The sequence below is a fragment of the Aquimarina litoralis genome (genome assembly GCF_039523995.1).
Taxonomy (GTDB): Bacteria; Bacteroidota; Bacteroidia; order Flavobacteriales; family Flavobacteriaceae; genus Aquimarina; species Aquimarina litoralis.
This window is the reverse complement of the sequence record NZ_BAAAGE010000002.1, coordinates 773,497-785,356: the sequence shown is the minus strand read 5'-3', so window position 1 is coordinate 785,356 and position 11,860 is coordinate 773,497. Positions and strand designations below refer to the sequence as shown.

Below are 11,860 nucleotides of genomic sequence, written 5' to 3'. Positions count from 1 at the left end.
TTTTATGCAGAATGCTATAGTCTATATTGTATTTGGAGTTTCCGGAAGTGGTAAAACTACAGTTGGAAAAGCTTTAGGAGAAAACTTAGGAATTCCGTTTTATGATGCAGATGATTTTCATCCCAAGGAGAATATTCAAAAAATGTCTGATGGTTTCCCGTTGAATGATATAGATAGAGCGCCTTGGCTGCTAAAATTGGCAGATGCAATTTCCGAATGGAATGTAAAGGAAGGAGCTGTATTGGCATGTTCTGCTCTAAAAGAATCTTATAGAAATACCTTGAAAGGTATAGGTCCAAATTATATAAAATGGATTTTTTTGGAAGGAAGTTTTGAGCTTATTGAAAACAGGTTGGAGGCAAGAAAAAATCACTTTTTTAAGAAAGAAATGTTGGTTTCACAGTTCGAAACTTTGGAAAAGCCAAAAGAAGGTATTGCTATTAATATTGATAAAAGTATAGATCAAATCATAAATGAAATTAAATCCAAGTTGAATACGAATAAATCAGAAATAGGATTGATAGGTTTGGGAGTTATGGGTAAAAGCCTGGCTAAAAACCTTTTGTCGAATAATTTTAGACTTTCTGTTTATAATAGACATGTTGATGGGATCGAAGTAGATGTAGCAAAGAGGTTTGTAGAAGACCAATCCGAAAGCGAACCCATTTTAGGTTTTGATGATTTAGAAAAATTCGTAAACTCAATAGAACAACCTAGAACGATCATGGTAATGGTCAATGCTGGTAAACCCATTGATTTAGTGATAGAAGCATTAATTCCATTATTATCAAATGGTGACTGTATCATAGATGGAGGAAATTCGCACTATAAGGCTACCATAGAAAGAAGTGAGAAATTGGCTAAAAGTAACATTCATTTTTTAGGAACTGGAATATCTGGAGGCGAAGAAGGTGCATTAAAGGGACCTTCTATCATGCCTGGAGGCGCTAAAGCTGCCTATGAAAGGTCTGGAAAGTACCTAGAAGCTATTGCGGCAAAGGATAAAAGCGATCGCAGTTGTTGTACGTATATAGGACCAGATGGATCTGGACATTTTGTAAAGATGGTGCATAATGGTATTGAGTATGCCGAAATGCAACTTTTGGCGGAGACTTATCATTTATTAAGATTTTATCTTTCTAAAACTCCTATTGAAATCTCTGATATATTTAAGAATTGGATTCAAAATGGTGCGCAGAGCTATTTACTCGAAATAACGGCAGATCTTTTATTAAAAAAAGAAAATGAAGATTTTTTAATAGATAAGATTTTGGATAAAGCAGGGCAAAAAGGAACTGGAGGATGGTCCACAGTTGCAGCTTTAGAACTGGGAGTTTCTTTACCAACGATCTCAGAATCTGTGATGGCTCGTAATGTCTCTGGAATCAAATCTAAAAGAGTAGAAGCCTCAGAAATTTATAAATTAGATAAAAGTCAATGCGACTTAGATGAGGAAACGTTTATCAATAATTTGGAAAAGGCTTTTATCGCTACAAGTATTATTAATCATCATATTGGTTTTGAATTAATGCAGGAAGCTTCGACTACGAATCAATGGGAATTAAATCTTTCGGAAATAGCTAGAATATGGACTAATGGATGTATTATACGAAGTACCTTAATGGAAAAGATTTCGGAATTATTTCTTTTAAAGAATCAATCTTCTTTACTGCTTTTTCCGGCCATTGTTCAAACTTTAAAATCTAATGTAACCGCTCTTTCTGAAGTAGTAAGCGCTGGTTTAAAATCTGGATATCCACTTCCTGTATTGTCATCAGCGATTAACTACTTTTATAGCTATACATCCGCTCAATCATCAGCGAATATTATACAAGCGCAACGAGATTATTTTGGGGCGCATACCTATCAAAGAGTTGATAAACCTCTAGATCAATATTTTCATACAAACTGGAAAAGCTAACCTATGGACTATCAATTATTAATAGCAGTAGGAATTGGAATTGCTGCTTTACTTTTTATGATCTTAAAGCTTCGTATGCAAGCATTTATTGCTTTGCTTATTGTTTGTATTATTGTCGGAATTATTGCAGGATTACCAGCAGAAGATGTTCTTAATAGTATAAAAAATGGAATGGGAGGTACGCTGGGGTTTGTGGCTACGGTGGTTGGATTAGGAGCATTGTTCGGAGGTTTACTCGAACATTCGGGTGGTGCACAAGGATTAGCAAATTACATACTAAAATTGGCAGGAGAAAAAAATGCTTCGTGGGCTTTGATGATTACAGGATTTATCATTGCAATCCCCGTGTTTTTTGATGTAGCTTTTATTATCCTTATACCTATTGTATATGCAATTGCAAGAAAAACCAAAAAATCATTACTGTTATATGCCATTCCTCTATTAGCAGGTTTGGCAATTACCCATAGTTTTATTCCCCCAACACCTGGTCCAGTAGCAGTTGCTGATATCTTAGGCGCTAATTTAGGTTGGGTTATCGTTTTTGGATTTTTAACAGGAATTCCTGCTGCTATTATTAGTGGTCCCATGCTAGGTAAACATCTTTCAAAAAAAATTAAACTAGATATTCCAAATACAGAGGTTACTAACACTTCTATTGATAATCCTCCAAATCCCATTGGGATCATTGGAATTATTATGTTCCCGATAGTTTTTATTGTACTAAAAACAGTATTGTTGGGAGATTGGTTTGATCAAAGTCAGTTCCCGAAAGCAATACTATATACGATAACATTGTTAGGACATCCTTTTACAGCACTAATTATGGCAAATTTAATTGCTTGGTATTTCTTAGGGATTAAACGAGGTGTTACTAGAGATGATTTATTAAAAATTTCTATGAAGTCTTTTAAACCTGCAGGTGCTATCATACTGCTTACAGGTGCTGGAGGCGCATTTAAACAAATATTGGTAGATACAAAGGCTGGAGAATTGCTAGCTTCATCCTTACAGAGCTCATATATTCACCCGTTATTATTTGCTTTTATTGTAGCAGCCCTAATAAGAGTCTTGCAAGGTTCTGCAACTACAGCAATGATAGCAGCAGCTGGAATTACTTCTCCAATCATTATGGCTGGTGATTTTAGTGCTGCACAGATAGCATTATTTGTAATTTCTATAGCATCGGGAGCAACAATATTATCACACGTAAATGATAGTGGCTTTTGGTTAGTTGGTCAATATTTGGGAATGACCGAAAAACAAACATTTCGTTCGTGGACCGTAATGACAACACTGATTGCTATAACTGGAGTTATAATGTCTTTGTTACTATGGTATATATTTTGAATCCCATGTTTATAGGTATTAATGATTCGTTTCTATAAAAGTCTAAATTTATTTAATTCTTTATCGTATTATTAGTAGTAAAGCAATAGGAAAATTATTTTCTTTGCTTTTATATGAATCCTGAGATTTTTAAACATATTGAGTTGTTGTTAGGAAGTGTTGGCCTAATAATAGCGCTGTTTTTTGGTGCCTTTATGATCATCAGTAAAGAACAGCAAAAAAGTGCAAACATTTTTTTAGCTATATATCTTTTGGCATTTAGTTTAAGAATTGGTAAATCCTTATTTTATAACTATTTCCCTATAAACCCTATAGTTAGAAATGTTTTTTTGGGTATGTTGTTAGCTATAGGCCCTTCTTTATGGCTATATGTTAAAAACCTTAGTGCCAACAATAAAAAAGAGGGGCATAAGGTATTGCAAGTACATTATATTCCGCTGTTATTTTTCGTAGGATTTTGTTGGCTAATTCCTAATGATGGTTCTCAGCTTTCCAGAATGATCTTTATTGTATTATTACTACATATTTTAGGATATGGAATTTATACTTTGTACTATCTGTTTAGAAATAAAGAGCAATTGATTGTTAAAGAAAAAAAGACATATACTTGGCTGTTTTTTTTGACATTGCTTACCATGCTAATGTCACTTATACAAATTGGAGTATTTTTTCGATGGGTACCTTATTTAAGTACAGCATTTTTATTTTCAATAGTAGTAATTACTCTAGCTATATGGGGATTAAAGAATGTATCTTTATTTAAAATAGAACCAAAAAAATATACAGGTTCCACCATATCTGACCAAAATGCAACGATCTATCTTGATAAGCTAATATATCTAATGAAAGAAGAGAAGTTGTATTTAGATCCAGAAATTACCTTAACAAAACTAAGTGATAGAATAGGAATAACATCTAAACAATTATCACAAATTATTAATCAACATCAAAATGAGAATTATTCTCAATTTATCGCTAGATATCGAGTAGAAGAAGCAAAGAAATTATTGAGTATGCCAGCTTACAAAAATTTTAAAATTGCTGCAATTGCATATGAAAGTGGTTTTAACAGTATTTCATCGTTTAATGCTTCTTTTAAAAAAATCACTAATACAACCGCTTTAAAATATAGAGAATCTCTTTCTTAATTATCAGATTTATAGAGGATTAAAACGCCTCTTGTTAATTTCTGAGGTGATCGTTTTTATTTTTTCTTTTAATGGAATCTCTCCGCGTATTTTTATAACCTTACAATTTAATCTATCTATCCATTGGAGATGGACTTTGAGGGTTCTACCGTCAAAATCAGGATTCTCATATTGATTGGCCCAAGATAAAAATGCTTTTGAATGTTCTTGAGTGTTTTTATCGTGTGATAACAGTGTTCCATATCTTTCTTTTTCTCTTTGGATTAATCTATTCATTTGTTCTTCATTGTTTAGATATATAAAAACTATGAGATCAAATAGTGATTTCCATTGTTTTCCCCAACTTACTAAGGAACCACTGATAATTACATTTTCATGAAGATCAAAAGCAGCTTTCAGATTTTGGTTTCTTTCTGGTAAGGGTATTTTTTTCTGGAAAGGAGGTGTTGTTTTTTTCCAGTAGAAGTCATCAGAATCTAAATGAATAAAATCTGTATGTTTAGCAATTTCTTTAGCTAATGTCGTTTTTCCTGTACCCGAAGCTCCAAATATTAGGATTTTCATTTTCTCGAAGAATACTTTACTAATAAAATTCCATTTGACAATACCCAAGCAGCTATACTAAAAGTAAATATTCTAAAACCTACTAAGTTTGTAAATATAAAATCTGTGAATGCGCCAATAATAGAGAAAGTGATAATAAAAACTCCCAAATAGCTGATCCATTTTGGATGTTTTTGTGCTAAAATATTGGCAATGGAATAAAGTAAAATTGCAAAACAACACGCTACGATAAAGATGTAATCCAGAGGAATATTAATAGCAAATCCATAGTTTTTAATCATATTTAAAGTTTCTATATTCTGATCCAGGTTATCAGCATATTTGCTCAGAAAGTAGGGCAGTGTAAGTCCATTAAAAAGCGCTGCAAACATTGCTGCAATAAGTCCAAAAGTAATTACTATTAAAGCTAGAATTGACAGCCTGTATGTATCCATAAGCGCGTTAGTAAGTCCATAAAATCCAAATAGTAATATGGGTAAACTAAAAATTGCCAGTGCATGAGTATTTTGAATAGATCTTGAAATTTTAAGGATATATTCGATAGTACCTCCTGAAGGATGTAATACCATGGTTACTATTATTAATAGCGCTCCTAAAATCAGGGCGGACCCCGTACTTTTATACATGTGATGTTTCATATGTTTTAGATTATATTAAAACATCAAAGATCTTAGGTTTCATTCATTGGATCACTTGATCCAAATCAAGAAATTACTTTAACCTTTTTCGCACTCGACTTAAAGTTTCGGGAGTAATATTTAGATAAGAAGCTATAATTTTTTGAGGAAATTTCTGGATAATGCGAGGCTTATTTTCAAGAAGGTATTTATACTTTTGATCAGGAGTATTATTGTTCAATAGAGATATTCGTGCTGTAGCTTCTTGTAGTACGACGCCCATTTTTAGGAATGATTGGGAAATTCCAATGAGTTTATGAATCGAATCTATCGTAAGTTCCAAGATTTCACTATCCTCATAGGCTTTGATATCATATTCAGATGGCTTTCTAGAAGTAAAACTTTTATGGTTGAGAATCCAATCATTTTCCGCGCCTAAATCTATCGCATTTTCATTGAGATCAGTATCCAATTTAAAGTGATAGAAACTACCAGAAATAATATAACATAATGAAGAACAAGTTTCTCCAACTCTTAATAGAAAGTCATTCTTTTTATATGTTTTATGGAGTACTTCTTGTGCTATTAAAAAAGATTCTTCTTCGGTAAAATCTCCAAGTTTATGAATAAATTTTGAAACTGATGGATCCAAGATGTAAACGTGTTTTATTCATTGCCAAAAGTACAGATTAAATTGTTTTCTGAAATTTAAAATTTTTTAAATCATTTATTTTGTAGGTTTGAATCTGAAAACTTATTAGCTATTGAATATAAAGAGAGATCACACTAAGAAAGTAAAGAAACCTTGGCCTACAAAGGAAGCAATGGAACAAATTTATGATATGAATTTGTGGGGTTCGAACGGTTCGGATTTCTATTCTGGCGAGGGATCTCATCATCCAAATATCAAGAAGCCATATGTAGAGAAATTATCTCAGTTTTTAGAATCTTTCGAAAGTCCAATTACCGTTTGTGATTTGGGTTGTGGAGATTTTAATGTTGGTAAAGAACTGGTGCAGTATGCAAAAGAATATTTTGCTGTTGATATTGTAGATAGTTTAATCCTTCGAAATAAAGAAAAGTTTAAACATGATCGCGTAACTTTTTATTGTTTAGACATCGCAAAGGATGAGTTACCTGTAGCAGATTGCGCAATAATTCGTCAGGTATTTCAACATATATCTAATGCCGAAATTGAAAGCACACTTGCAAAACTATCTTCATATCGATACGTAATTATTACAGAACATCTTCCAAACGGAAATTTCGAACCTAATATAGATATTATATCTGGTCAAGGTATCCGTTTAAAAAAGAAGAGTGGTGTGGATGTGTTAGTGCCTCCTTTTAATTTTAAAGCAAAAAAAGTAACAAATTTACTCACGATTCCATTAGGTACAAATAAAGGAGTTTTAGTCACTAATTTATACAAAACCTATTAAGGGATTGATACGGTTTTATCGATTTGATACATTTCTAGCATTTGTTTTTCGATCATTTTTTTGGGAGCATTCTTTAAAAAGAAATTTCTAAGCCCTTTTCCATATCTCCAATGTGCTATTCTCCCAGTATTCCAAGATTGTTTTACAATTTGATTTACTTTTTTTCTTCGTTTTTGTTCAAATATTTCGAAAATGTTCTTATTCGTATTTTTACTGATGAGTTCACTTAGGTAATAAGCATCTTCAATAGCCTGAGCACCTCCTTGTCCCATATTTGGTGTGGTCGCGTGACCAGCATCTCCTATTAAAAGGATATTGTTTTTATGCCAAATTTCTAAAGGTTTTATATCGCTTATATCATTACGAATTATATGCTCCCGTGAAGTAGCGGAGATTAAGTTGCTTACGATAGGATGGAAGTCATTAAACATTGAGAGAAGCTTCTTCTTGGTATCAGCTTCGTCTTTTTCATTTTGTTTATCTATCGCTACGGCAAACCAATATACATTGTTTTCTGATATTCTGGAAATTCCAAAACGTATTTGGTTTCCCCAAAGTTCTATTCCTCGATGATGAAATTCTTCATCCAACGATATATCTGCAATTCCGCGCCAGCAAGTTTGTCCAGAATATCTAGTTTTGCTACCAGGGAAAAGTTGCTTTCTTACTTTAGAATGTATACCATCTCCACCAATTAAATAGTCTGTTTCTATATTTGATCCGTCTTCAAAAAACACTTTTATTTTGCCATTAGAAAGTTCTTCATAACTATGAAAACCTTTGCCAAGGTGTATTTTATTTTCTGGAATCTTATCAAATAATAATTTTTGAAGCTTTGCTCTATGAATTGCAACCGTAGTATATCCAAAAATATCTTTTATGTTGTTTTGATAATTATCTGAAAGCGGAGTTAAATCAGCTTTTCCTAAAGTAATTCGATCAATAGTATTTCCTTTTTGTTGTACCTCTTCTAATACATCCAAGTGATCTAATACTTGTAAGGCATTCGGAGCTAACCAAATTCCTGCACCAACCTCTAATAATTTAGGTGTTTGCTCAAAAATTTGAAAATCAATACCATTTCTTTCAAAAGCTAATGCAGTGGTTAACCCTCCAATTCCTGCTCCGATTATCGTGTAAAGCATATATTATTTTATTTGATGTATGTTTTGTAAATTAAATTTTCTATAAGTACTGTTATTCGTTAGATATTGGTAACCCGTATATGGTAGTTTGCATTCCTGCGATTTTCCAGTGACCATCAACTTTTTCCATTAATCTTGTTTCTCGTTTCAATCCGCGTAGAGAATCTTGCTGTTCATAGGTGACCCAGGCACCATCACCATAAAGTCGAACATTAATTTTGTCTAATAGTTTTGGAATAGGTTCTGGTTCCGGATGTTCATCCATAAATGTTTTTACAAATCGACTAATTTCTTCCCAGCCTACTGATTCTGAGAATTTTTTTGTTGTAAAATCAAGATATACTTTTGTTATTGAAGAATCCTGAATCCAGTAGTCTTGCCAAGCTTTATAGTCTCTACGAAATGCAGCTTTGGTTTCATTATTTAAAGTATTTAAGATGGCTTGCTCTTCTTTTAAGATATTCGTTTTATGATCTGTATGAGATAATGTATTTGTATTGTCACCTTTACAGCTCCAAGCCATTGAAAAAACTAAAAATAATAGTATTATAGTTCTTGCTTTTTTGATAACATTCGAATATGAAAGTTTTTTGATGAATAATGCGTAATTTACCATGATATCTCTTTATAACTTATATTCTAAAATTTAATAGTTCTTCATAAGGATCTCCAGATATCCGCAATAATTCTGCAAAGGCTGGTTCTGTTTTTATTCCTTTTCTCTTTAGCATTCTAATATTCTCCTTAAAAGTAGGGCTCATTTTCTTCAAAATTTCATACTCTATCATCATATGCTTATATGCCATTTGTTCTTGAGTAGGAATGTTTTGTCCAAAAATTTCAATAGAAAACGAGGAATAGCTAAAATTGGCTACCGTGTATGGAGAAATACGATGATTATTTGTAGCTATTCGAAAATCCTCTTGGTCAGAGAATAATGTAAATACTGTATTTGTAAATTCTTCATGATCATGACATTTACAAATAATATCTAAATCACTATTATCAGTATAAATATCAATAGGAATGGTTCCTGTTAGAATAGGATCGTAAGATTTTAGCTGTTTAAAAATTTCTAAATTCCGAAGTACGTTATAGGTGTCTTGTTGGTATTTATTACCTGATTTTAAGTATTCGATATTAGTAAAATCCACCATTGCTACTGATATCTTTTATGCAATTTTGTATTGCTGATTATTGTAATTCAGCTATTTAACAACTCAGTTATAAAATGACTCTAAAATAACCATTTATAGCTGCATTAGCAAGAATTGAATAGGTGGGTTTTATTTGATTTTAGGTCTTGTCTTTACGAAACATGACTCTGTATAATATCGTATACCAATTCTTTTGATAACTTTTGATTACCTGCTTTATTTCTTATGATTTCGAAAGAACATTGAAAATTACAACCATTATTGAATTCACTACAGCCGTAAGCGGTTTTTCCTTTTAGTATATGGCCTTTCTTGCATTTAGGGCATGAGACCTTATCGGGTATAGTTTGGGGTTGTGCTGTTGTTTTTTTAGTTTCTAAAACCAATTGATGATTTTTATCAAAACGTATTAAACCTTCTACTGTTTTATCTTCTGTTTTGAAGCCTTTTAAGTTTACTGTACAACCTTTTTTGAGTAATCGAACATATTGTTTTTCAGAGATCTTTTTACCTGTAAAAATAAAAGGTAATTGAAAATCACAACCTGCTTTATAAGCACTACATCCGTATGCGGATTTTCCTTTTAATAGCGTTCCCTTGCTACATTTAGGGCATTTCTCCTGTAAAATAGATGATTTAGCAACTTTTTTAGTCGCTTTTTCTGTTTTTTTGGAAGTGGTATACGATATGTTAGCTCTAGTTTTTTCAGTTCGTACTTCATATACTAGATGATCTACCATTTGCTTCATATTTTTTATAAAAGCACCGGCATGAAACGTACCTTTTTCTATCTCCTTGAGTCGCTTTTCCCAACTTCCTGTTAACTCAGCAGATATTAATAGTTTATTTTGTATCGTATCTATCAATTGTATACCTGTGTTAGTTGGTAAAATCTGTTTTTTATTACGTTCTATATATTTTCGTTTGAATAGGGTTTCAATAATATTAGCTCTAGTAGAAGGTCTTCCGATTCCATTCTCCTTCATGAGTTCTCTCATTTCTTCGTCATCCACCTGTTTTCCTGCTGTTTCCATAGCTCTTAATAAAGTAGCCTCTGTAAATTGTCTGGGTGGTTTGGTTTCTTTTTCTAGAAAAGAAGGTTCATGAGGACCTTTTTCTCCTTTTACAAATTCAGGGAGTATCCCAGATTCTTTTTTACTAACACTTTCTGGTGTTTCAAAGACAATACGCCAACCTTTTTCTAAAATTACCTTTCCAGTCGTTTTAAAAGATACGGTATCAGCTTTACCAATAACTGTTGTATTGGCCACTTTACAATCGTCATAAAATACAGCAATAAATCGTCGTGTAATGATATCATACACTTTTTTCTGATTGATTTGTAAGTTGGTTTGCTCTCCGGTAGGGATGATAGCGTGGTGATCAGTGACCTTTTTATCGTTAAAGACTTTGGTAGATTTTTTGATCTTTTTTCCAAGAATTGGAGTAGTTAGAGCATTGTAGTCTGTTAGCTTTTGTAAAATACCCGGAACTTTTGGGTAGATGTCATTTGGTAAAAAGGTGGTGTCTACTCTAGGATAAGTAACTACTTTTAATTCATATAATCGTTGAACAATTTTAAGTGTTTCATCTGCAGAAAAACCAAATTTGGTATTACAGTATACTTGTAAACCAGTGAGGTCAAACAGTTTTGGAGCATACTCTTTACCATTCTTTTTGGTAATAGAAATAATCTCAAAATCACTTTGTTTTACTTTATTTGCTAATATTTCACCGTCTTCTTTTTTTGAAAAACGACCTTCTTCATAACTAAATAGCGTATCTCTGTATAAGGTTTGTAATTCCCAATATGATTGTGGTATAAAGTTTTGAATTTCCTTAAATCTATGGACTACCATGGCTAGACTAGGAGTTTGTACCCTTCCAATAGATAATACTTGTTTGTACCCTCCATGTTTTACGGTATACAATCTGGTAGCATTCATTCCTAATAACCAATCTCCAATAGCTCTAGAAAAACCTGCATAATACAAATTATCATATTGTGTAGATGGTTTTAAATTCGTAAAACCTTCTTTGATAGCTTCTGTAGTAAGAGAAGAAATCCATAATCGTTGAACTTCACCAGTATACCCGGCTTGATCGATTACCCATCGTTGTATCAATTCTCCTTCCTGACCAGCATCACCACAATTAATTACTACAGTTGCTTTTTCGAATAATGATTTTACGATACCAAACTGTTTTTGGATACCCTGATTATCTACAACTTTGGTTTTGAATTTTTCAGGGAGCATAGGTAGATTATTAAGGTCCCAACTCTTCCAATGTGGTTTGTAGTCATTAGGTTCGTATAGCGTGCACAAATGGCCAAAAGTATACGTAACAGCATATCCATTACCTTCATAATATCCATCGCGCTTTGTGGTAGCTCCTAAAACAGCAGCAATCTCTCTCGCAACACTTGGTTTTTCGGCTATGCAAACTTTCATTAATTCAAATTAGTTTTCCGGTGGGAAATTAGTCAAATTTTAATTAAGAATAATGCGTTTAAATTA

General features: G+C 32.5%; 11 protein-coding genes. 4 read left to right on the top strand and 7 right to left on the bottom strand.

Features of this window, described 5'->3' with window-relative positions:
* Positions 1-4 precede the first annotated feature (4 nt).
* From gndA to ABD077_RS12425, 3 genes are all read left to right on the top strand, one after another.
* Entirely contained in the window at positions 5-1,921 is a 1,917-nt protein-coding gene (gene gndA, locus ABD077_RS12435; protein WP_343912627.1) for an NADP-dependent phosphogluconate dehydrogenase, read from the top strand.
* 3 nt (positions 1,922-1,924) lie between these two features.
* Positions 1,925-3,268 (top strand): GntP family permease, encoded by a 1,344-nt coding sequence (locus ABD077_RS12430; RefSeq protein WP_343912626.1) that lies wholly within the window; start codon positions 1,925-1,927, stop codon positions 3,266-3,268.
* 113 nt (positions 3,269-3,381) lie between these two features.
* Positions 3,382-4,416, top strand: a complete 1,035-nt coding sequence (locus ABD077_RS12425; protein WP_343912625.1) for a helix-turn-helix domain-containing protein — start codon at positions 3,382-3,384, stop codon at positions 4,414-4,416.
* Between the two features lie 9 nt (positions 4,417-4,425).
* Here the strand turns inward: ABD077_RS12425 and ABD077_RS12420 are convergent, their stop codons facing one another.
* The 3 genes from ABD077_RS12420 to ABD077_RS12410 form a co-directional block, all read right to left on the bottom strand.
* Positions 4,426-4,980: an AAA family ATPase gene (locus ABD077_RS12420; RefSeq protein ID WP_343912624.1), complete on the bottom strand. Its 555-nt coding sequence runs from the start codon at positions 4,978-4,980 to the stop codon at positions 4,426-4,428.
* On the bottom strand, positions 4,977-5,618 hold the full coding sequence (locus ABD077_RS12415) for a hypothetical protein (RefSeq protein ID WP_343912623.1): 642 nt from the start codon (positions 5,616-5,618) through the stop codon (positions 4,977-4,979). Before ABD077_RS12415 ends, ABD077_RS12420 begins: the two co-directional genes overlap by 4 nt.
* A 73-nt stretch (positions 5,619-5,691) precedes the next feature.
* A complete protein-coding gene (locus ABD077_RS12410) occupies positions 5,692-6,249 on the bottom strand; it encodes a Crp/Fnr family transcriptional regulator (RefSeq protein ID WP_343912622.1) in 558 nt (185 codons plus the stop codon).
* 112 nt (positions 6,250-6,361) lie between these two features.
* Between ABD077_RS12410 and ABD077_RS12405 the strand changes: the two genes are divergently transcribed.
* Positions 6,362-7,039, top strand: a complete 678-nt coding sequence (locus tag ABD077_RS12405; protein ID WP_343912621.1) for a methyltransferase domain-containing protein — start codon at positions 6,362-6,364, stop codon at positions 7,037-7,039.
* Here ABD077_RS12405 and ABD077_RS12400 read toward each other — a convergent pair.
* From ABD077_RS12400 to ABD077_RS12385, 4 genes are all read right to left on the bottom strand, one after another.
* The gene (locus ABD077_RS12400) at positions 7,036-8,184 is read right to left on the bottom strand and encodes an FAD-dependent monooxygenase (protein ID WP_343912620.1); all 1,149 of its coding nucleotides are present in this window, start codon (positions 8,182-8,184) and stop codon (positions 7,036-7,038) included. The two genes, ABD077_RS12405 and ABD077_RS12400, sit on opposite strands and share 4 nt — an antisense overlap.
* A gap of 52 nt (positions 8,185-8,236) precedes the next feature.
* Positions 8,237-8,707, bottom strand: a complete 471-nt coding sequence (locus ABD077_RS12395) for a nuclear transport factor 2 family protein (RefSeq protein WP_343912619.1) — start codon at positions 8,705-8,707, stop codon at positions 8,237-8,239.
* Positions 8,708-8,816: 109 nt separating this feature from the next.
* Positions 8,817-9,341, bottom strand: coding sequence for a DUF4269 domain-containing protein (locus ABD077_RS12390; RefSeq protein ID WP_343912618.1), 525 nt, complete (start codon positions 9,339-9,341; stop codon positions 8,817-8,819).
* 152 nt (positions 9,342-9,493) lie between these two features.
* A complete protein-coding gene (locus tag ABD077_RS12385; RefSeq protein WP_343912617.1) occupies positions 9,494-11,794 on the bottom strand; it encodes a type IA DNA topoisomerase in 2,301 nt (766 codons plus the stop codon).
* Positions 11,795-11,860 lie beyond the last annotated feature (66 nt).

Excerpts from the sequence above, each read along its gene's own strand:
- gndA (WP_343912627.1), top strand. The coding sequence starts at position 5 with ATGCAGAATGCTATAGTCTATATTGTATTTGGAGTTTCCGGAAGTGGT.
- ABD077_RS12430 (WP_343912626.1), top strand. The coding sequence starts at position 1,925 with ATGGACTATCAATTATTAATAGCAGTAGGAATTGGAATTGCTGCTTTA.
- ABD077_RS12425 (WP_343912625.1), top strand. The coding sequence starts at position 3,382 with ATGAATCCTGAGATTTTTAAACATATTGAGTTGTTGTTAGGAAGTGTT.
- ABD077_RS12420 (WP_343912624.1), bottom strand. The coding sequence starts at position 4,980 with ATGAAAATCCTAATATTTGGAGCTTCGGGTACAGGAAAAACGACATTA.
- ABD077_RS12415 (WP_343912623.1), bottom strand. The coding sequence starts at position 5,618 with ATGAAACATCACATGTATAAAAGTACGGGGTCCGCCCTGATTTTAGGA.
- ABD077_RS12400 (WP_343912620.1), bottom strand. The coding sequence starts at position 8,184 with ATGCTTTACACGATAATCGGAGCAGGAATTGGAGGGTTAACCACTGCA.
- ABD077_RS12395 (WP_343912619.1), bottom strand. The coding sequence starts at position 8,707 with ATGGCTTGGAGCTGTAAAGGTGACAATACAAATACATTATCTCATACA.
- ABD077_RS12390 (WP_343912618.1), bottom strand. The coding sequence starts at position 9,341 with ATGGTGGATTTTACTAATATCGAATACTTAAAATCAGGTAATAAATAC.
- ABD077_RS12385 (WP_343912617.1), bottom strand. The coding sequence starts at position 11,794 with ATGAAAGTTTGCATAGCCGAAAAACCAAGTGTTGCGAGAGAGATTGCT.